Genomic DNA, 19,442 nt, shown 5'->3' with positions numbered 1-19,442 from the left:
ATGTGCCAACCATGAAACCCAACGAACGCACCCCCGAACGCTGCGGGCAAATCATCCTCGCCCATTCCGACGAATTGACCGACACGGCCGCCGCAATCGGCACGACCACGGCAATGCTTCGCGATGTCATGACCGAGCAATCGCTCGACCACAACGGCAATTGGCCGGCGACGTGGCATCCGGGACGCATTGATGCGGTGCTCGCATTGATTGACGCATCCGCGTCGAAGCTCCGGGAGTCGATCGAGTTTGCGACCGAAGACGGCGACGAATGACCCGCACCACTGACCGGACCCGCAACCCATGAACCAACCCACCGCCCCAGGCGCAAGAGTGCCCCCGGCATCGACATCCCCGAGGATCTACCGATGGCACTGTCCACAAATGAAAACGCCTCGACCGTGAGGAGCGGCCAAGGCGCAAAACAGCAAGACAAACAACCGATTGGCGAGACGAAGTATAGCACGGCGGTTAGCTCGCCGTGCCATGCTACGGAGGTGTCCGCATGAGCTCCGCCGCAATCGACCTGAATCAATTCCCGCCCGAAGTCGCTGCATCCATGCGGGTGCAGATGCCGAGCGCGGCGAACGAGGCCGAGCCGGCGCCCCCGCGCGGTAACCTGGAGGGCTTCGAGGTCCGGGCGCCCGAGCCCCCGCGCATCGACATCAAGGACACCGCCGCACGCGCGCTGTCTTCGGCCGAGGCGATCTGTCGCCGATGGCTACCGGACGGCAAGCGGAAGGGCTCGGAATGGGTCTCGCGCAATCCGACTCGGGCCGACAAGAATCCCGGCTCGTTCTCCGTGAGCCTGACAACCGGCCTTTGGTCCGACTTCGCCACCGGCGACAAGGGCGACCTGGTTGCGCTCGTCGCCTACCTGGATGGCACTAGTCAGGCCGAGGCCGCGCGCACCCTGGCCGAATGGATTGGCACGGCGCCGATTCCGCAAGGCCCGACCCCGGCGCCGAAGCGCACGCAGCGCCCGATGGCGACCCGCCCGACGATTCATCCGACGCTCGGAGCAGTGTCGAAGTCATGGGACTACATGGACGCATCCGGCAGCGTGCTCTGTGCCGTGCTGCGTTTCGAGACGACGGATAAGGAGGGCAACCCCGACAAGGAGTTTCGCCCGATCACCCGCACCGCGGAGGGTTGGTTCTGGAAGGCCCCTGCCCAGCCGCGACCGCTCTACGGGCTGGACCGGCTCGCGGCTCGCCCCGACGCACCGGTCATTCTGGCTGAGGGCGAGAAGGCCGCGGACGCTGCGGGCGCCCTGCTGCCTGAGTCCGTCCACATCGCTTCGATGATGGGAGCGAAGTCGCCAACGAAAACCAACTGGACGCCGCTGTCCGGTCGCGTGCTGCGGATCTGGCCCGACGCCGACGAGCCGGGTAGCGCCTTCGCACGCGAGGCCGCCACTCTCGCCTTGGCTGCCGGCGCGCTGTCGGTCGAGGTCTTGGACCTGTCGAGCCTGGCCGAGTCGCTGGACGAAGGATGGGACGCGGCTGATGCCTTGGCCGAAGGCTGGACGCCCGAGCGCATCGCCGAGCGGGCGCGGTTCGTCGGCGTGTCCAGCGAGAGGAAGGCGCCTGCCGAGCCCGAGCACACCTCGCGCAAGCTCACCCAGGTCGAAGCCGAGCAACTGATCGCCTGGAGCTGGCGGACCGGCAAGGCGCTCCCACCGGCACGCGAGCAATTCGAGAGCGATCGGACCAACCCAAAGACCGGCAAGCCGTTCGATCGGCTCCGCGTGCGGATCGGTATCGGCGATAACTCGGGTCCGTGGTGCTCGCTCGGCTGGCAATCGCAGACGGCCGCGGAGTTCATCGAGCGTGCCGACGCTCAGATCGACACCCGATTCAGCAAGGACACCGGCGACAAGGAGACGGCCGGCCCGGATGACTTTGGGCGCCATGCGCGGCAGTGGGCAGAGAGCGTTGCGGCACTCAAGGTTTCGGGCGAGGCCGCGCGCGAACTGTTGGAGCGGATCACGCCACCTTGGCCGGAACCTCAGCCGATCACCGTCAAAGTGGACTCGGAGCCGTACCCGCTGGACGCGCTGCCTGCTACGGTTCTGGCTGCCGTCAACGAGGTTCACGGATTCGTGAAGGCGCCGCTGCCGATGGTTGCATCGAGCTCGCTGTCGGCGCTGTCGTTGGCGATGCAGGCCCACTATGACGTTCGCCGAGCCGAGAAGCTGTCCGGCCCCGTGTCGCTCTATCAGATGACCATCGCTGATTCCGGCGAACGAAAGACCACCGTCGATGCGTTCTTCGGCCTTGATCATCGGTTGGTCCAAAACCGCGTGTTTCGGTAGGCGATCAAGCACCCTGAAGGAGTGGCAGGAGCGCCGGGGAGGCGTACCCTTGGAAGTGCAAACTGACCGAGGGAAACGCCGTTGTCCGATGCTCCTGCCTGTGTCGACTCTAGTGCAGATCGACGCCCCACGCCAATCCACGATCGCTTGGATCGCGCCAAGCATCGGCATGCGGTGGCGCAAGCCCGGCAGGATGGGCAGAGTCAACGCGCGGCGGTCAGCGGCGCCGGCGTGGCGCGCAGCACCCTGCGTCACTGGAGCGCGCCCCCTGCGCCATCGGCGCCGTCGGCGCTGTCGGCCTTCGTCGAGACGCCCGAAGGCGTGGTGTGGCTGCGCCGGATCCTGGTTGCCGCGCACTGGAGCATCGGCGAGCAGGGCGGCGCGGGCGTGCGCGTGGTCTGCGATTTTCTCGAGCGCAGTGGGCTGTCGGCATTCATCGGCGCCTCCTACGGTGCGCAGCAGGCGTTCCATGCCGGCTTGGAGGAGCAGATCGTCACCGCCGCCACCGAACTGCGCGGGACGCTGGCCCAAGCCATGCCCCATCGCACACTGAGCATCGCCGAAGATGAGACGTGGAAAGACGGCATGCGTTTGGTGGGCATCGATGCGGTCTCGAACTTCATCCTGCTCGAGCACAGGAGCGATGAGCGCTCGGCGGCGGCCTGGACACGGGCGCTCGAGGGTGGACTCGAGGGGCTGAATGTCACGGTGGTGCAAGGCACCAGCGATGAGGCCAAGGGGCTGTTGGCGCATGTCGAGCGTGATCTGGGCGCGCATCATTCCACAGACCTGTTTCATCTGCAGCATGCGGTCAGCCAGGCGATGAGTCTGTCGCTGAAGCGCGCCGAGCAACAGGCCGAGACGGCGGAGGCCGAGGCGAAGGCGCGCTGGCAAGACGAATGCGCCGCCGAGCAGGCCTATCATCGGCGCCGCCACGGCCCCGGGCGCCCGCCGGCGTTCGCCGCGCGCATCGACGAGGCGCTGAGCGCTTACGTCCAAGCCAGCCTTGCGCGCGAGCAGGCCCACGCGCACCGCGCCGAGGCCAAAGCCCTGATCGGTGCGTTCAGCGAGGTCGACCATCCCTACGAGATCCAACAGGGACAGGCGCAAACCCCCGAGCAGTTGGAGGCGCGTCTGGGAACGCTGTTTGCTCGCCTGGAGGCGATCGCCGAGGAAGCGGATCTTTCCGAGCGTCTCTGCGCACATCTGGCCAAGGCGAAGCGCCTGACTCAAAGCCTCGTCGCCACGCTGACCTTCTTCTTCATGATGGTCAACACCCGGGTGCAGGCGCTGGACTTGGCACCGGCCATCGAGCAGGCGATGCTCGACGACCTGATCCCGGCGCTTTATCTGGAGCGCGTCGCCGCACGCAGCACCCGCGCCGAGCCCCGTCATCGACTCCGGGCACTGAGTGCGCAGCGTCTCGCCCCGCTGAGGCAGCCCTCGCACCCGATCCAGTCGCTGGATCCGCAGACCCGTCACCATCTCGAGCAGGTCGCCGGGGAGTGTGCCGATCTGTTCCAGCGCAGCAGCTCCTGTGTCGAGGGACGCAACGGCTTCCTCGCGCTCTATCAGCATGGGCATCACCGACTCAGCCCGCGCAAGCAGCAGGTCTTGACCGCCCTGCACAACTTTGCGATCAAGCGGCCCGACGGCACCACGGCCGCCGAGCGCTTCTTCGCTCAACCCCACCCATCCTTGTTCGAGCAGGTGCTCGAGCGCATGCCCTGGCCCGCCCGACCGGCCCGACGACGACCGCGCCCGGCAAGGCAGCCTTACCTCGTTCCTGTGGCGGCTTAGCAACAGTGGACCAATCGATGATCAAGGCCCGTTCTTCACATCCGCGCTTCGCGAGTTCCAGGCCCGCGCATCCGAGACCGCGAAACCCGAGCTGAAACGCTACAACGCGAACATGGCGTCATGGAAGGCCAAGCAGGAAGGCGTTCTAGCCGCTACTCGGGACGCAGCCAAGAAGGCCAAGCCTACCGATGAACTGGACGCCGAGATGGAGCGGCTGGAAGAGAGCATACCGGAGCCCCCGCGTATCCCGAGGCTGCTGTTGGGCGACGAGACCCCCGAGAGCCTGGCGTGGAGTCTGGCGAAGCTCTGGCCATCATCCGGCGTGATTTCGAGCGAGGCCGGCGTAATCTTCGGGGCGCACGGCATGGGCAAGGACAGCATCATGCGCAACCTCGCACTGCTGAACATCGCGTGGGACGGCGGCGAGCTGCCCGTAGGCCGGAAGACAACCGAGTCGTTCGTCATGCGTGGCGTCAGGCTCACGGTCGCGCTTCAGATCCAAGAGCCGACGCTCCGCAGCTTCTTCGAGCGATCGGGCGGGCTAGCCCGCGGTACAGGGTTCCTCGCACGGTTCTTGTTCTCTTGGCCGGAATCAACTCAGGGCTACCGCCTGTTCACCGAGGCCCCGGATCAATGGCCGCACCTGGAGGCATTCAATCGGCGCCTGACCGACATCCTTGAGCAACCTGTTTCGATCACCGAGGACGGGACGCTTGAGCCCGTCATGCTCACGCTGGCACCCGACGCAAAGGCCGCATGGGTCGAGTTCACCGATGCGATCGAGGCCGAACTGCGCCCAAGCGGCGAGCTGTACGACGTGCGGGACGTGGCCAGTAAGTGCGCGGACAACGCGGTTCGGATCGCCGCACTGTTCCATGTCTTCGAGGGCGGTATCGGCCCCATCAGTCTGGACGCCTTCGAGGGAGCAAGCCGAATCGCGGCATGGCACCTGACCGAGGCCCGGCGCTTCTTCGGCGAGCTGGCCCTACCGTCCGAGCTGGTGGACGCGGCGAAGCTGGACGCATGGCTGATCGAGCATTGCCGGCGCCACCGCAGCAACACGGTCGGTAAGCGGCACGTCCGGCAACATGGCCCACTGAGAGACGGGGCGCGCCTGGATACCGCAATCGGCGAACTGGTCGAGATGGATCGACTCCGGGTCGAGAAGGACGGCAGGAAGATTGCCCTGACGCTCAATCCGGCGCTTTGCGAGGCCGAATCATGAGCATCGCGGCCCTGATCCAAAAACCGAGCTTTCGGCGAGTTGCTACGGCTACAGTTGCTACACCTGCTACACATGGAGCGAATGCAAGGGCTCAACCGCGCGTTGAGGTCCGAAGCGTAGCAAACGTAGCAAGTGTAGCCGTAGCAAACCCACCGAACGCCGAAAGCACGCCACCCCGCGCCTGGCTCGTCACCACACCCGAGGGCGAGGTCTTCAGCCTGTCGCGCACGCCACCGGCAACCCTCGCCGAGATCCGGGCCGACTACCCCGGCGCCCTGGTGGAGCCCGAGCCCGCGCCCGGCGCTGCCCTGCGCCCCGATGACATGGCCCTCGCCTATGCCCTGCTGCGCCAATGGGGCGAGACGGACACCGGCATCGGCCAAGAGTGGATTGACGGGCTCGCAGCGAAGCCCGAGCGACTGAAGCAGATCTACGCCGAGGCCGTGCGGCTCGGGATCGCGACCTACGACCCGGCGCCAGAGGCGATTGCTACGGCTACGGTTGCTACATCTGCTACGGGCGCCGTGTGTGCTCGCTGCGGGCATTGGGCACCGAGCCCGATCAATCCCGAGGGCGGGATGGGCCAATGTCTCACGGCATCGCCTACGAGTCGCAGACCCGGTGCCTGTTGGCCTTGGCCAGATGCCGATGTTCGCTGCGAGCACTTCGAGCCGAAATCAACCGAGATCCCGACGCTATGACCATGACCCCCGACACCACAACCCCGCGCCCGTGGGACACACAAGAGGTCGCGGCCCTGCGTCGGGAGATCGCCGAGCTTCAGGCTCAGGTCCGACAGCTCGAGCGCACCTTGCAGGCGAAAGCCGAATGGCTGGAGATCGTCCGCGGCTCGGCTTCGCTGCCGACGTGGCATTGAGGTGAGTGCAATGTTCGACGAGACCTACATCGACCCCGGTTATCAGGCCCGCAAGGCTGCGGGCTACCTGACATTCCTGTAAGGGTTCCCATCATCGCCGACGTCAAAAAACTCTTCGGACTGCTTGTTGCTTTGCCCGCTTCCTGAATGAGCAGGCTCTCCTCGCCCGCTTGATCCATCCCTTTCGTTGCCGGGATGAAGCAACATAAAGAAGCCCAGAAAAACAAGCGTCGAGCCGACCATCTGAACAAACAGCAGGTTGGCGTCTATATTCGCGATATAGTGGTCGTTACTTCGGTCATACCTGTCCGATGGCGTCATCGAACTCGCCAAGAACTTGTAACCCAAAAGAGTATCTTTGCCGTCGCTTATTCGGTGAAACGGCGGATACGCCATCTGAAACATCAAAAAACAGACCCATCCCAAGATAACAAATTTCTGGCCTCGTGACATATTTCACCCCAATAAGTCTCGGCGTCGGCATGCAATAGCTGATTACAAGAATCCCTCTTCGGTTAAGGGATAAGTGTCCATATTGCCATCTTCCACCTTGTAAATCGTTATCGTCAGAACGGCATAGTGCACGCTTCCGTCCGCACTGTACTCTTGAACCGTAAAGTCTTCGGAGCGATATAAACCGCCATTGCTGAGATCGCGATAGCGTATGTGGCCTTGATCATCGATTGGTCCACTGTTGCTAAGCCGCCACAGGAACGAGGTAAGGCTGCCTTGCCGGGCGCGGTCGTCGTCGGGCCGGTCGGGCGGGCCAGGGCATGCGCTCGAGCACCTGCTCGAACAAGGATGGGTGGGGTTGAGCGAAGAAGCGCTCGGCGGCCGTGGTGCCGTCGGGCCGCTTGATCGCAAAGTTGTGCAGGGCGGTCAAGACCTGCTGCTTGCGCGGACTGAGTCGGTGATGCCCGTGCTGATAGAGCGCGAGGAAGCCGTTGCGTCCCTCGACACAGGAGCTGCTGCGCTGGAACAGATCGGCACACTCCCCGGCGACCTGCTCGAGATGGTGACGGGTCTGCGGATCCAGCGACTGGATCGGGTGCGAGGGCTGCCTCAGCGGGGCGAGACGCTGCGCACTCAGTGCTCGGAGTCGATGACGGGGCTCGGCGCGGGTGCTGCGTGCGGCGACGCGCTCCAGATAAAGCGCCGGGATCAGATCGTCGAGCATCGCCTGCTCGATGGCCGATGCCAGGTCCAGCGCCTGCACCCGGGTGTTGACCATCATGAAGAAGAAGGTCAGCGTGGCGACGAGGCTTTGAGTCAGGCGCTTCGCCTTGGCCAGATGTGCGCAGAGACGCTCGGAAAGATCCGCTTCCTCGGCGATCGCCTCCAGGCGCGCAAACAGCGTTCCCAGACGCGCCTCCAACTGCTCGGGGGTTTGCGCCTGTCCCTGTTGGATCTCGTAGGGATGATCGACCTCGCTGAACGCACCGATCAGGGCTTTGGCCTCGGCGCGGTGCGCGTGGGCCTGCTCGCGCGCAAGGCTGGCTTGGACGTAAGCGCTCAGCGCCTCGTCGATGCGCGCGGCGAACGCCGGCGGGCGCCCGGGGCCGTGGCGGCGCCGATGATAGGCCTGCTCGGCGGCGCATTCGTCTTGCCAGCGCGCCTTCGCCTCGGTCTCCGCCGTCTCGGCCTGTTGCTCGGCGCGCTTCAGCGACAGACTCATCGCCTGGCTGACCTCATGCTGCAGATGAAACAGGTCCGTGGCATGGTGTGCGCCCAGATCACGCTCGACATGCGCCAACAGCCCCTTGGCCTCATCGCTGGTGCCTTGCACCACCGTGACATTCAGCCCCTCGAGTCCACCCTCGAGCGCCCGTGTCCAGGCCGCCGCCGAGCGCTCATCGCTCCTGTGCTCGAGCAGGATGAAGTTCGAGACCGCATCGATGCCCACCAAACGCATGCCGTCTTTCCACGTCTCATCTTCGGCGATGCTCAGTGTGCGATGGGGCATGGCTTGGGCCAGCGTCCCGCGCAGTTCGGTGGCGGCGGTGACGATCTGCTCCTCCAAGCCGGCATGGAACGCCTGCTGCGCACCGTAGGAGGCGCCGATGAATGCCGACAGCCCACTGCGCTCGAGAAAATCGCAGACCACGCGCACGCCCGCGCCGCCCTGCTCGCCGATGCTCCAGTGCGCGGCAACCAGGATCCGGCGCAGCCACACCACGCCCTCGGGCGTCTCGACGAAGGCCGACAGCGCCGCCGGCGCCGATGGCGCAGGGGACGCGTTCCAGTGACGCAGGGTGCTGCGCGCCACGCCGGCGCCGCTGACCGCCGCGCGTTGACTCTGCCCATCCTGCTGGGCTTGCGCCACCGCATGCAGGTGCTTGGCGCGATCCAAGCGATCGTGGATTGGCGTGGGGCGTCGATCTGCACTAGAGTCGACACAGGCAGGAGCATCGGACAACGGCGTTTCCCTCGGTCAGTTTGCACTTCCAAGGGTACGCCTCCCCGGCGCTCCTGCCACTCCTTCAGGATGCTTGATCGCCTACCGAAACACGCGGTTTTGGACCAACCGATGATCAAGGCCGCGTATGTCATATGCTCCCGCGGTCACGCGGTCCAGAGTAAAGACTCCATAAGCCGGGATAAATAACTGCCGCGCCACTTTAAGTTTTCTGTCATCGCAAACAACGAGTTTCACGAATACATCGGCGCCATTCCTGCTGTTGTCGATTGTGATGCTTGATAGCCCTGCTCTATTGAGAATTTCATAACCCTCTAAGTATCCTGCCTTGGCTGGCCAAGGAAATCCGTTCGGCGCCAGCCGGAAATCCGGTTCCGTCGTTGCCGTAGCTTGAGGAGATGGCGCAGGTGCGCACCAAACCCCATTATTGATCGATCCCTCAGAAGAAGATTCTGCGGCATCGATCTCTCGCACAGGGGATTCGTCAGGAGCTATTAGCCAAGTGATTGAATAATTAATGATACCCGCAAACACAGCAATAATAATTATGAGCTTAAACGTGAAAGCCAGAACTCGGAGGATATCCCATAAACTTGATCCAATGCTCTTGATTATGCGCTCCAGGTATCGCGGCCCGCTCTTTTTTCTTCGTGTTCCTTCGGATTCTATTCCCATTTGCAGGTTCGCCACTTCCACGCGCTCCATCCGCTCAATCCAGATATCATGTTGCCTTCGCTTTACTGGATCCGAAAGGACTTCATAAGCCCGATTAACCAATTTCATGATCCGCTCTGCCGTCGGATTCCCTGGGTTCTTGTCCGGGTGATACTTAGACGACAAAGCTTTATATGCCGAGCGAATAACCTCTGGTGGAGCATTACGCGCCACTTTGAGGTTATCGTAGTGTGTTTTGATTCCCGACATCTGAGTAGTCTCGCTCCCTCGTTCTCCGTCACCTTATTCCAGGGCGCTGCCCATCAGCGGGGGCAGGTCGGTTGCACGCCGCGGGTTAGCCTGAGCTTTAGCGCAAGGGAAACCACACTTCGACGGCCAAGCGGCTGCGGTGTCCTTGCGGAACCTCAGGCGTTAGTGTTGTTTGCGTGGACTAGCGGGAACGTCAGGTAAGGCCCTGGCTGATCCCGCACGATTATGTTTCGGCTGCTCGCACGGACACGGACACGGACACGGACACGGACACGGACACGGACACGGACACGGATTATGACCTCACACCTCCCGTTTTTGATTGATCTCGCGCACGCTCCAACCTCGCCGATTGCTTCCACTTAGGGCGGTACGATGTTAGGAATGCTGGAATCTACAGGAGCCCCGCTATGCAGCAGCAGACCCCCCTCCGTCGCGAGGACGTGCTTGATCTGGTTCGGCGTCGATTCCCGGTCGGGGCCTTCACAACACACGACATCGCGCGCGGGCTCGGGGTCTCCGAGATGCGGGCCCGGGGCGCGGTGGCTTGGCTCGTGGCTGCGTCGATCCTTCGCCCTGCCGGGAAAGTCGCGCGTCGAGACAGATGCGGTTTGCCCTACCAAGCTGCGTTGTATTTATGGAGCGGGAAGACCGAGATCCGGCGTTGCCCGCAAGATCGCGAGGCACGCCGACATGCTCTTGAGCGCCCCTCCGTGAGCGCCTTCGATTGGTTGGCGCGGCGCTGGTGAGAAGGGTGCGCAGCATGATGTTTCCGAGCGTGCAGGCGATTCTGAGCGAGCACCTGGCGGAGCTGGAGCTAGAACACGCCGAGATGATGCGGCGCGTGGCAAAGCTCCGCGCGAACGCGCCGACGAATGAGTTTTGCGGAGCCAAGACCCGCGCGGGGACACCCTGCAAGCGCCGAGACATTTACCCGTCCGGGCGCTGTCGGCTCCACGGTGGGCTGAGCACAGGCCCCAAGACCGAGGCCGGCCGGGAGCAATCCAGGATCAACGGGAGGAAGGGCGGACGCCCCAAACGAAACCCGAGCCCTTGAGAGGTAGGGAAAAGCTACATTTTTGCGCCGGGATTTCAGGCGACGCCCTCCAACCGCACCCGCCGACCGCCATACTCCGCGCCACCTCGCCCGAGACCTTGCATTTTCCCGTCACTGACGAATACTCTTACTTATCGTCACTGACAGGAAACGAACCATGCCCGAAACGAAGAAGCGAGGCCGACCCGCAACGGGTTCTGCCATGACCGGCGCCGAGCGCCAGCGTCAGTACATGGAACGCCTCAAGGCACGCACCGCACCGGCACCTGCCCAGGGTGAGCCCGAGGCCCTTCGTCGGAAGCTGGCGGATGCCTTGGATGAGGTCGCGCGACTGAACAAGGAGAACGACCGGCTCACGGTCGAGAACGACGCCTTGAAGCGCAGGCTGAAGGCAAAGGAGACCCGCGAGTCGGATCTCTGCAAGCGTCTCGATGCCGCGACCGCCGAACGGGACCAAGCACGCGCGGCGAAGGTGCAGGCCGATGCGGATCTCGCCCTATCTCGTCACTGACGCAAACCCGCCCCGAGACCGCACGGCGAGCGTCGGGTGAAGGATCGGACCACCGGCCCGAGAGCAGTCTCCGCGCGCGCGAGCGCACCCGTGACAAACCGTCACGGCTTGGCCTGCGTTCTCGTCGCTGACGCATATCCCGAGCGTCACTGTAAAGCCGACAAACTCGCCGAGATTTATGCCGCACTGCCCTACGCCAAGAGATCCCCGAGTTTGACGCGCGCGTGGAGAAGGAGCGGGCTCGGGCGAGTGTGAAGGCGAAGGCGGCGAAGGAGCGCGGGGCGCCCGAGGGCAACCGGAATGCTGCGAACGGGGAGGAAAACAAAGGTAGCGTCTCTACCTTTGATTCTAGCAGCCAAGGCAAGAAGCCGAAGCGCGACGCCGAATACTGGATAGCCCGCCTCAAGCGCGACGCGGCGACCGATCCGAAGGCGGGGGCGCTGCTCGGGAGTATCGAGGCGGGGGAGATCTCCGCGCGACAGGCTGCAATCGACATTGGCCACGTCAAGCCGCCAGACCGCGGGCTACTTTTCGAGAACCAGCGCGAGACCCGAGACGATGGAGCCGATCCAACAGCGGCTCGCCGATTCTATCTTGTGCGGGCGCAACTCGGTTCGGCATACTGCAGATTAGCTGAGGAGCCACACGCGAGACCATCCGCGTTGGATGCCGCTCTGGCACGGGCACTTCAAACCACTCGCTTGTCCCAGATCCCGGTGAGGGCATTGGCATTGGTGTTGGTGGACTTTTGGTGGGACAACCCGAGAGACAGAGGCAAGATGGACCGCAAAGAGCTTCTTCGGCATAAGCGCGAACCAAAAGTGCTGCGGGGCGTCAAGTTCAAGCCGCTTAAGAAAAACACCCTGCCCAAGCCGTTCGACAAGATGGGCGGCGCCCGGATGACCCATTCCGGCTTGATTGAGGTTGCTGACGATTCCAAGGTCTTGTTTCTTGCGCGTGCCGGTGAAACCTTAGAACGACGGGCGTTCTTCGCCTACTGGCTGCGGCACACCACCGCCGGCCTGTTACCTCTCGTCATCCTGCACTATCATCCAAGTCACAAAGGAGTGCATGCTCAGGCGAACTGCCGTTCTGATCGCGACTACACTGAGCGCCAACTTCCCGGAGCTCCAGAGTTGGCACTGCGAACCCCGGCGGGCATCGATCCTGCCGACCAGAATGGTCGCTTTCACCTAATCCATATTTTTTGCGAGCGATGCGGCATCCAAATTGCGCCAAATGATGATCAACTGTTATGAGCCACTTTAATTTTTGCAAAGATTTCCAGTGGTTTGCCAGCAAAGATGGAGGGCGTCTGGTAACCCCGCTTCGGTATGACGATGGGGATCAAGTCGTGGTTTTTGCGAAGCGACGGGGATCTGGCTGGCGGTTGGATGACAACGGAGAAGGGCTATTTCGGCTTTCGGCGGCCGGCGTCGACCCGGAGTCCGAACGGGTCCAAGCCCGACTGTCTGCGTTCCCCCTCTTGCTCGGAGTTTCCGTGGACGAGGACGGAGAATGTCTTTACGCGGAGGCCGATCACTCAGAATTTGAACGTACGGCATCGGCCGTTGCTGAAGCGTCGTCCCAAGTCCAAGCATTGTCCGTCCTTCGTCGGGAGCGACAGACATCCGATTTTCGTGACCGCGTGATTCGCGTGGTTCAAGACGCGGCAACCTCTGCCGGGGTTGAGTCGCGCTGCAATGTGCCGGCCGATGAGAGTAAAACTCTGTACGTTGATGTTTATGTGTGCTCACGCACACCACTGCTCGTCATCGCCGCCACCACACCAAAACGTCTCATGGAAGCCGAGATCATCTGGTTGGATGCGGCGCGCAGGAAGTCGCCGGTTTACGTTCTGGCTGCCGTAGAGAGCGCGCGGGAGATTGGCCTCTCTCAATACACCCGAGCCAATTACTACACCGACAAGACCGTAGAGTTTACCGCGCCCACTGCTCTTGGAGAGTTAGTGGCTGCTCGACTGCACCACTAGCGACTCCTTGACTCTCTCGGCCCACACAATCCGCTTCGGCGGATTTTTTGTGCGCACGCAATCTGTGGAAAAAGTGTGGCACAAGGACGAACGCTTAGATAGGAGAGCACCTAAGCATTTGTTTTATAAGACTCTCCACGCAGCGCTCGACATCATCAACCGACTGCATAATCGTCTCGGCGCTGCTGCTGCCGCGCGTGAAGACCTGAAAGCGGTCTACCGGATCGAGTTCGACAACCTCACGGAGCATGCGACATGAGCGACATATTGGACGCCCGAGACCAGCTCGACCATGCCCGCGCGAGGGTTTCCAGTCTCGCCGCGATGATCGACCAGTGCAGCATGTTGGACAGCAAGGCGCTGGCTGGTCTGGCGGACATCTTGAGCGAGACCGCCGCCGAGCTCGACGTTATTGCTGCGACACTGACACGAGTGTCCGCGCCGAGCGAGACCGAGTAAACCAACCCGCCCGGCATCGGCCGGGCTCAACCTCAAGGAGCAAGGAGCATGAGCACGCGATTCGCCAGCGCAGCGCAGCGCAGTACCCCGACATCGATGCCGTGCGAGCGGCTTATCCGGGAGCGGCCGAGATCCTGGAGGTCGAGGAAGGATGGATGGTGTTTGCCACCGAGGCGCAGTTTACGACCTGGAGGCGAAAGCAGTAAGCGACGTTACAGTCACGCGACCACACCCGGCTCAGGCCGGGTTTTTTGTGGGCGGTGCAGGCCCCCCGGTCGAGATGGGCCCCGAGACCGCACAGTCAGCTCGTAGAGCCCGCGGCGCGCGTCGGGCGAAGATCGCACCAGCAGCAGCCGCAACCGGAGCAGGCGAGCGACTGGGAAAAGCTAGGACCGGCGACGGCGCCGAGCCGCTACAGAAAACCACAGTTCGCGCGGCTGGTCCGGGGCAAGCTCGGGGATACCCCGACGATGGGCGATTGGGCGCGATTAGGTCTGAGCCAAATCTGAGCCAACGACTACCCAAGACACGCCAATTTTTCACGCTACGCCACACCGCGATCACGATCGTAAGCAGTTGATTCTGAAGCGAACGGAGGTGTGGGAAAAGGTGAGGCACATCAGGCGTGTGTGACTTGAAAACCGTTGAGGGTTCATCCCCTCCGTGGGTTCGAATCCCACCCTCTCCGCCAGTCCATTCAGTATCTTAGCGGCTCTTCTTCGGAATATTTTCCGACCGATCTCGACATCGTCAGTCCTTCCCCGTCGCTCTGCGAATCCTCTTTCCTCCATGTCTGCGTGGCCCATTCCCGGTCGATGCTTGGCACGGCGGTGTCCAAAGCCTCGATATATTCGAACAATTGAGCCCAAAAAACCGAAAAATACACGCGGCGTGCAAAGGTTGGCGAGGCTGCTCGCCAAGATGCCGCTTCGCCGATTCGCGTCCCCGATCAGCGCTGATCCTCAAGCCCCGTCAGGGACCAAAGCCTGTCGATCTGAGCACGCAGCTCCGCGACCTCGGCCTCCAGCGCTTCAATGCGAGCACTGCGGGTCGGCTCGCCGCTCGACGCGTGAGCGGACTCCGGGATGTCCTCGATCTTGGGTCGGCCGCAGAGCAGGTGGGCAAACCGCTCCTCGCGCTTGCCGGGCTGGCGCGGCAGCTCGACGACGAGCGGGCGGTCGCGCTCGGCCATGCCGTGCAGCGTCCGGGTGACCTGCTCGAGATCCTTGAAGTCGGCCAGACGTGCGGTGTTGGTGCGTAGCTCGCCGGTCGTCTGGGGGCCGCGCAGCATCAGGGCACAGAGCAGGGCGTGTTCTTCTCGGCTCAGCAGGAAGGTGCCGACGATCTTGTGGTCGTAGCGCTCGGTGCGCCCCGAGAGACTGGCGTAGATGAGGCCGCGGTCGCGCAGTTGGTTGACGACGTGACCGACCTCGCCGGGGGTCATGTTCATGACGGGATGGCGGGCGCTCTTCTGGTTGCAGGCGCTGACGAGGCTGTTCAGGGTCAAGGGGTATTGGTCGGGGGTGGTGCGCTGCTTTTCCATGAGGCAGCCGAGGACGCGTGCTTCCGTCGGGGTCAGCATGGCATCGGAGGTGTCGGATTCGTGCTCGATCGTCATGGTTGGCGGTTCTCTAGTGGTCGGTTGATGGACCTGGTGCCGGGGCTTCGGGCAACTCGCCGATGCGTCGCACGGCCCAGTCCAGGACGGCGCGCACGCGATCGTTCAAGAGCGCATGAGCCTCGGCTTCGGTGGCCCAGCGAAACTCCTGGTGCTCGGGAAACCCCAGCTGCGGGTTGATCCCGAGCGTCACGTCGCCGCGCGGTGACTCCGCAAGATAATACCGCGCGACCTTGCCGCGACCGTAGGGCGGCGTTTCGACGAAAGACGTTCCCCATCGGAAGTCCAGATCGAGCAGCCCCGTCTCCTCGGTGACCTCGCGTCTTGCCGTGTTCAACGGATCTTCGCCGGGCTCGGTCTCGCCCTTGGGGAAATCCCAGTAGCTGAAGCAGCGCAGAATCAAGAAACGCATCTCGGGTCCGAAGCGACGGACCGGTACGACGCCGGCGGAGAGGATCTGTGGACGTTTCATTCTGCGCGCTCCCGCATTGCAGGTTTGTACGGGAGTGATAGAGGCGCCGCGTCTTGCATGACTGTCACGCGAGGCACGGTTTCGAGGAGGTCGGACCGCAGCATCTCGGCTGCGTGTCGGATGCGGGTCAGGATCGCGTCGTGACCGCTCGCACCGAAGCGGCTCGCCAACGCGGCCGGGCCTTGGAGCTGGCGGGTGGCTGCGATCAAAAGTGCGGCGTCTTCGATCGCGATGCGGGCGGCCCGGAGACATGGTCCGAGTCGCCGCCGGGTGAGATCGGCCAGGAGCGGGAGGGTGGCGTCCAGGGAGCGATGGCCATCAATGAAACCGCTCAGCTCATGATCGTCGATCGCGTCTCGGCATGCGGCCGACGGCGGCTCGGGCTCGGGCTCGGCGCGGAGCGCGGCGACGAGCGCGACGACGGTGACGGGGTCGAGCGTGCGCAGAGGACCGGCCAGCAGCACAGGTAGCCGGGCTTCCAGGCGTGCCTCGGCCTCTGCGGCAAAGCGCCAACCGCGCGTGCCGAGACGGCGCAGCACGACGAGCGCATGCTCGCCGCTTGCGGCATTCCGGCTGGTGCCCATCTGTGCCGGACGAAAACCGCAGCGGTCCCAAAAGCGGATCAATTCGGGCGTCGCGCCGAAGCTGGCGCCGAGGAGATCGACGCCCTCGGCGCGAGCGTCGTGCGCGAGCCGGCGCAGCAGTCTGCGGCCGAGACCGCAGCGTGCGAGCGCCGGATGGACGGCGATGCGGATCACGCGCAGATAGCGCAGGGCAGGGGCCTCGGCGAGCCCGGCATGCGTCGACAGGGTCTGCGGGAGGAGGTGGCCGCGCGGACGGCGTCGCCCCGTGAAGATCGCTTCGCGCAAGTCCGGGTCGGTGAAGCTGCCTTCCTCCGCGGCGAGGAGCGTGGCGACGACATGATCGCGCCATCGCAGCACATAGACCCGAACATTCGGGCCGTCCAACAGCATGCGCAGGTCCATCGGTCGGGTCTGGTAATGGGCCAGGACGAGCAGACCGAAGAGTTCGCGCAGGGTCTTCTCATCTTGGCCCAAGGCGTCGCGGTCGAGGCGCTCGCAGCGGATCTCTGCGGCGTCTGCGTCGCTCAGCACCTCGGCCGTGGCGGGGGCGGCGTCGAGCAGCAGGGCGCGGAAGGTCAGGGCTTCGAGTGGATCCCCGTCCGCCCAGCGGATCGGTGTGTCGAGCGCGATCTCGCGCCAATTCGGCGTGAGCCGATCCAGTGTGTCGCGAAAGCGCACGTCGAAGCCGCGTCCCGTGCCCTCGTAGCCGTGGACCGTGGTCGCGAAGACGACGCGCGGGTAACGGGCGAGCAGGGTTTCTAGCATGGGCGCGGGGATGCCGGCGGCCTCGTCGATCAGGAGCAGATCGGCCGCCGGTGTTTGCGCGGCGAGGTCGGCGGGGGAGACGAATTCGAGGGATCCCGGTGCCTCGCCGTACCCGGATCGGTTTGCCGCAGCTGCGGTCGTCTTGTCCGTTCTCGACCCGCTTTCGGCATCCGGGGCGCGGGTCTGAGCATCACCGGCCAGCACGGCAGCGGCGTGCTTGAAGAGCGCATCGGTCGCCGAGCGTCTCGGTGCGGTCACCAGGATACGCAGCGGCCGCTCGCCTAGGAGTTTGCCGGCGGCGAGGCCCAGGGCAGCACTCTTGCCGCGTCCGCGGTGGGCTCGGATGACGAGCGGGCGGCGTGCACGGCCATGCGCCACCGCGAGGATGGCCGCGATGGCGTGATCCTGGTCCGATGTGGCAGGTTCGGTGAGGTCCGGGTCGTTCTCTGCGGCCGTCCGTCCGGGGTCGCTCGACTCCGGCATGTTGCGCGCGGCGTCCGAGACGACCCTCTGCGCGGTCGAGAGACTCACTGCATCGGCTTGCGCAAGGTGAATGAGCCCCGGCTCGGAGCCGAGAAGCCGCGCGAGCCTCCTGAGGAAGCGTCCGCCGACCGATGCGGCCGTATTCGGCCAAACGGCGATGCGCTCGGCCTGCGGATCGGTCAGGTCCGGCCATGCCTCTAAATGCGGGGTCAGCAACAGCAGGAGACCGCCTCCGCGAATCGCCCCGGTCGCTGCGCCGAAACCATCCGGGTCGAAACCGCGATGGGCGTCGTAGACCAAGAGGTCGAGATCGCTGCCGAGCAGCCGGTCTGCGGCCCGCAGTGGCAGGGCGCCGTCGGCCAGGGGTCGCTCGGTCAGCCATGTCGGAACCTGATCCGGGAGGGCGGCGACGCAACGCCATGCATGGGTTGCGGTCCAGTCCGCATCGCCGCTCAGCAGCAGGGTCGCGCGATGTCCGGTGGCTTGCGCCTGTCGCTGCAGTGTGCGGGCGAGGGCTTCGAGTGTGTCGTCATGGAGCGGCACGCGTGCGTCTTCAGCCATAGCGAGACAGATGCAGGAAGGGGTGAGGTCTTTCGACGGCATCGAGATCGCCCCCGCGCATGATGCAGTCGCCTGCCGGCGGATCGCGTCGAAACGGCTGGCCTGCCAGCCGGATGCCGCCCCTTCTTTGCCCTTTGACCTTTCGCCTTTGACCTAAGCCGATGTCCGGCGCCCGCATCGGTCAGTCGCCCAGGGGGCCGGTCACCGGGACGAAGCGCACCGGCAGGATGTCGCGTCGGCGCAGGCTGCCGTCATCGTCCTTAGCGAAGATTGCAAGTTGCTGAACGGCTAGCGTCTCGCCGATGGGCATCACCAAACGGCCACCGGGTTTGAGCTGAGCGATCAGATGGTCCGGAATCACGGGCGCGGCGGCGGTCAGGATGATGCCGTCGAACGGAGCGGCCTCGGGCCAGCCGAGCCAACCGTCTCCGGCCCGAACCTGCACTTGAGCGGAGCCGGGCGGATAGCCGGCGGCCTCCAAGTTTGCGACGGCGCGCTCGGCCAGCTCCGGGACGATCTCGACCGAATAGACCTCGACCCCCATTGCAGCCAGCACGGCCGCCTGATAACCGGATCCGGTGCCCAGCTCGAAGACCCGGTCGCCCGGACCGACATCGAGCAGCTGGCTCATGATGGCGACGATGTAGGGCTGAGAGATGGTCTGCCCGCCGCCGATCGGCAGGGGGTGATTGGCATAGGCCAAGGCCCGTTGGGCGCTCGGCACGAAGGCGTGGCGAGGCACCCGAAGCATGGCCTCGGCGACCCGAAGATCGAGCCGCGCGAAACCCAGCTCCGGCGCCGTCATACGGACCTCGGCCTCGATCTTCTCGACGAGTCGTTGACGTTCCGCGGTCATGTCCTGTTCCGATGCGCAGGCGTTGACCGTCGCGACCAGACAGAGTCCGACGGCGAGGAGTAACCCGTGGAGTGAACGGAAAAGGCTTCGGCGCTCGGTCATTTGAACAGATCCTCCGCGGCACGTTTCAGCGCGTCCGGGTCGGTCGTCGCGCTCGGCGTCTCGCCGGCTTGCGGCGAGGGCGATCGCAGCAGAGGCTGGAACCAGTCGCAGAAGTTGGCCCGATCCTTTGCAATGACGCGATCCACCATCGGCTCCCGACACTCGTTGGGTCGTCCGGGCGCATAGTGCCGACAGTTGCGACAGCAATGGGTCGGTTTGTCGCAACCGGGACAGCGCAGCTCGCGACCGTAATCGAGCTTAGTCAGTCCCCGCCCGCAATTCCAGCAATGTCCTCTGATCTCCTCGCCCATGGGTCGCCTCGGTCAAGCCCGGTGATCGTGCCATTGTCCGCCGTCTTTCCGGATGCGGCCAGGTCCGCGTCGGTCGGAATCCCGGTCGCGACTCATGCTTACGGGGCAGTA

The 19,442-nt window shown here is 64.2% G+C and carries 20 protein-coding genes; 12 read left to right on the top strand and 8 right to left on the bottom strand.

Features of this window, described 5'->3' with window-relative positions; genetic code table 11:
- Positions 1–11 precede the first annotated feature (11 nt).
- The 6 genes from BDD21_RS21325 to BDD21_RS21305 all read left to right on the top strand — a co-directional run bounded on the left by BDD21_RS21325 (position 12) and on the right by BDD21_RS21305 (position 6,219).
- Entirely contained in the window at positions 12–275 is a 264-nt protein-coding gene (locus BDD21_RS21325) for a hypothetical protein (protein WP_120798877.1), read from the top strand.
- Positions 276–505: 230 nt separating this feature from the next.
- Positions 506–2,317 carry a DUF3987 domain-containing protein gene (locus BDD21_RS28355; protein ID WP_120798876.1) on the top strand — a complete coding sequence of 604 codons (1,812 nt, stop codon included), beginning with the start codon at positions 506–508 and terminating at the stop codon, positions 2,315–2,317.
- Between the two features lie 147 nt (positions 2,318–2,464).
- Positions 2,465–4,117, top strand: a complete 1,653-nt coding sequence (locus BDD21_RS28815) for a DUF6399 domain-containing protein (RefSeq protein ID WP_120797101.1) — start codon at positions 2,465–2,467, stop codon at positions 4,115–4,117.
- Entirely contained in the window at positions 4,104–5,342 is a 1,239-nt protein-coding gene (locus BDD21_RS21315) for a YfjI family protein (protein WP_245969956.1), read from the top strand. Before BDD21_RS28815 ends, BDD21_RS21315 begins: the two co-directional genes overlap by 14 nt.
- Positions 5,339–6,043 (top strand): hypothetical protein, encoded by a 705-nt coding sequence (locus BDD21_RS27570; RefSeq protein ID WP_147431179.1) that lies wholly within the window; start codon positions 5,339–5,341, stop codon positions 6,041–6,043. The genes BDD21_RS21315 and BDD21_RS27570 overlap by 4 nt, the downstream gene beginning before the upstream one ends.
- Complete coding sequence (locus BDD21_RS21305; protein ID WP_120798873.1) at positions 6,040–6,219, top strand: hypothetical protein; 180 nt, start codon at positions 6,040–6,042, stop codon at positions 6,217–6,219. The genes BDD21_RS27570 and BDD21_RS21305 overlap by 4 nt, the downstream gene beginning before the upstream one ends.
- A 63-nt stretch (positions 6,220–6,282) precedes the next feature.
- On the opposite strand, the gene BDD21_RS21300 is transcribed toward BDD21_RS21305, so the two are convergent.
- The 3 genes from BDD21_RS21300 to BDD21_RS21290 all read right to left on the bottom strand — a co-directional run bounded on the left by BDD21_RS21300 (position 6,283) and on the right by BDD21_RS21290 (position 9,559).
- Positions 6,283–6,615 (bottom strand): hypothetical protein, encoded by a 333-nt coding sequence (locus tag BDD21_RS21300; RefSeq protein WP_147431178.1) that lies wholly within the window; start codon positions 6,613–6,615, stop codon positions 6,283–6,285.
- 301 nt (positions 6,616–6,916) lie between these two features.
- Complete coding sequence (locus tag BDD21_RS21295; RefSeq protein WP_120798871.1) at positions 6,917–8,569, bottom strand: DUF6399 domain-containing protein; 1,653 nt, start codon at positions 8,567–8,569, stop codon at positions 6,917–6,919.
- 147 nt (positions 8,570–8,716) lie between these two features.
- Positions 8,717–9,559, bottom strand: a complete 843-nt coding sequence (locus BDD21_RS21290; protein ID WP_120798870.1) for a J domain-containing protein — start codon at positions 9,557–9,559, stop codon at positions 8,717–8,719.
- A 763-nt stretch (positions 9,560–10,322) separates the two neighbouring features.
- Here BDD21_RS21290 and BDD21_RS29280 point away from each other — a divergent pair.
- The 6 genes from BDD21_RS29280 (at position 10,323) to BDD21_RS21255 (ending at position 13,579) form a co-directional block, all read left to right on the top strand.
- Complete coding sequence (locus BDD21_RS29280) at positions 10,323–10,616, top strand: HGGxSTG domain-containing protein (RefSeq protein WP_425470263.1); 294 nt, start codon at positions 10,323–10,325, stop codon at positions 10,614–10,616.
- 157 nt (positions 10,617–10,773) lie between these two features.
- Positions 10,774–11,127, top strand: a complete 354-nt coding sequence (locus BDD21_RS21270) for a hypothetical protein (RefSeq protein WP_147431177.1) — start codon at positions 10,774–10,776, stop codon at positions 11,125–11,127.
- A gap of 251 nt (positions 11,128–11,378) precedes the next feature.
- A complete protein-coding gene (locus BDD21_RS21265) occupies positions 11,379–12,386 on the top strand; it encodes a hypothetical protein (protein WP_147431176.1) in 1,008 nt (335 codons plus the stop codon).
- A complete protein-coding gene (locus tag BDD21_RS21260; protein WP_120798866.1) occupies positions 12,383–13,120 on the top strand; it encodes a DUF1828 domain-containing protein in 738 nt (245 codons plus the stop codon). Before BDD21_RS21265 ends, BDD21_RS21260 begins: the two co-directional genes overlap by 4 nt.
- 49 nt (positions 13,121–13,169) lie before the next feature.
- Positions 13,170–13,379, top strand: coding sequence for a hypothetical protein (locus BDD21_RS27565; protein ID WP_147431175.1), 210 nt, complete (start codon positions 13,170–13,172; stop codon positions 13,377–13,379).
- Positions 13,376–13,579, top strand: coding sequence for a hypothetical protein (locus BDD21_RS21255; RefSeq protein ID WP_120798865.1), 204 nt, complete (start codon positions 13,376–13,378; stop codon positions 13,577–13,579). Before BDD21_RS27565 ends, BDD21_RS21255 begins: the two co-directional genes overlap by 4 nt.
- Positions 13,580–14,528: 949 nt before the next feature.
- Here the strand turns inward: BDD21_RS21255 and BDD21_RS21250 are convergent.
- The 5 genes from BDD21_RS21250 to BDD21_RS21230 form a co-directional block, all read right to left on the bottom strand.
- Positions 14,529–15,197: a YceH family protein gene (locus BDD21_RS21250; protein WP_120798864.1), complete on the bottom strand. Its 669-nt coding sequence runs from the start codon at positions 15,195–15,197 to the stop codon at positions 14,529–14,531.
- 13 nt (positions 15,198–15,210) lie between these two features.
- Positions 15,211–15,669 carry a bis(5'-nucleosyl)-tetraphosphatase gene (locus tag BDD21_RS21245; protein ID WP_120798863.1) on the bottom strand — a complete coding sequence of 153 codons (459 nt, stop codon included), beginning with the start codon at positions 15,667–15,669 and terminating at the stop codon, positions 15,211–15,213.
- Positions 15,666–18,104 carry a tRNA(Met) cytidine acetyltransferase TmcA gene (locus BDD21_RS21240; RefSeq protein ID WP_245969732.1) on the bottom strand — a complete coding sequence of 813 codons (2,439 nt, stop codon included), beginning with the start codon at positions 18,102–18,104 and terminating at the stop codon, positions 15,666–15,668. Before BDD21_RS21240 ends, BDD21_RS21245 begins: the two co-directional genes overlap by 4 nt.
- Positions 18,105–18,243: 139 nt before the next feature.
- Positions 18,244–19,020, bottom strand: coding sequence for a protein-L-isoaspartate(D-aspartate) O-methyltransferase (locus tag BDD21_RS21235; RefSeq protein WP_120798861.1), 777 nt, complete (start codon positions 19,018–19,020; stop codon positions 18,244–18,246).
- Entirely contained in the window at positions 19,017–19,331 is a 315-nt protein-coding gene (locus BDD21_RS21230) for a hypothetical protein (protein WP_120798860.1), read from the bottom strand. Before BDD21_RS21230 ends, BDD21_RS21235 begins: the two co-directional genes overlap by 4 nt.
- Positions 19,332–19,442: the final 111 nt, after the last annotated feature.

Origin of the sequence: Thiocapsa rosea (genome assembly GCF_003634315.1) — a bacterium.
GTDB classification, from domain to species: domain Bacteria; phylum Pseudomonadota; class Gammaproteobacteria; order Chromatiales; family Chromatiaceae; genus Thiocapsa; species Thiocapsa rosea.
The sequence above is the reverse complement of the archived record's forward strand: the minus strand, read 5'-3'. Positions and strand labels throughout refer to the sequence as shown.

What these genes read in the sequence shown, in the direction of transcription:
- BDD21_RS21325 (WP_120798877.1), top strand. Translation starts at nt 12, where the DNA reads ATGAAACCCAACGAACGCACCCCCGAACGCTGCGGGCAAATCATCCTC.
- BDD21_RS21300 (WP_147431178.1), bottom strand. Translation starts at nt 6,615, where the DNA reads ATGGCGTATCCGCCGTTTCACCGAATAAGCGACGGCAAAGATACTCTT.
- BDD21_RS21255 (WP_120798865.1), top strand. Translation starts at nt 13,376, where the DNA reads ATGAGCGACATATTGGACGCCCGAGACCAGCTCGACCATGCCCGCGCG.
- BDD21_RS21245 (WP_120798863.1), bottom strand. Translation starts at nt 15,669, where the DNA reads ATGAAACGTCCACAGATCCTCTCCGCCGGCGTCGTACCGGTCCGTCGC.
- BDD21_RS21240 (WP_245969732.1), bottom strand. Translation starts at nt 18,104, where the DNA reads ATGCCGTCGAAAGACCTCACCCCTTCCTGCATCTGTCTCGCTATGGCT.
- BDD21_RS21250 (WP_120798864.1), bottom strand. Translation starts at nt 15,197, where the DNA reads ATGACGATCGAGCACGAATCCGACACCTCCGATGCCATGCTGACCCCG.
- BDD21_RS28355 (WP_120798876.1), top strand. Translation starts at nt 506, where the DNA reads ATGAGCTCCGCCGCAATCGACCTGAATCAATTCCCGCCCGAAGTCGCT.
- BDD21_RS21235 (WP_120798861.1), bottom strand. Translation starts at nt 19,020, where the DNA reads ATGACCGAGCGCCGAAGCCTTTTCCGTTCACTCCACGGGTTACTCCTC.
- BDD21_RS21305 (WP_120798873.1), top strand. Translation starts at nt 6,040, where the DNA reads ATGACCATGACCCCCGACACCACAACCCCGCGCCCGTGGGACACACAA.
- BDD21_RS21290 (WP_120798870.1), bottom strand. Translation starts at nt 9,559, where the DNA reads ATGTCGGGAATCAAAACACACTACGATAACCTCAAAGTGGCGCGTAAT.
- BDD21_RS27570 (WP_147431179.1), top strand. Translation starts at nt 5,339, where the DNA reads ATGAGCATCGCGGCCCTGATCCAAAAACCGAGCTTTCGGCGAGTTGCT.
- BDD21_RS21230 (WP_120798860.1), bottom strand. Translation starts at nt 19,331, where the DNA reads ATGGGCGAGGAGATCAGAGGACATTGCTGGAATTGCGGGCGGGGACTG.
- BDD21_RS29280 (WP_425470263.1), top strand. Translation starts at nt 10,323, where the DNA reads ATGATGTTTCCGAGCGTGCAGGCGATTCTGAGCGAGCACCTGGCGGAG.
- BDD21_RS21270 (WP_147431177.1), top strand. Translation starts at nt 10,774, where the DNA reads ATGCCCGAAACGAAGAAGCGAGGCCGACCCGCAACGGGTTCTGCCATG.
- BDD21_RS21260 (WP_120798866.1), top strand. Translation starts at nt 12,383, where the DNA reads ATGAGCCACTTTAATTTTTGCAAAGATTTCCAGTGGTTTGCCAGCAAA.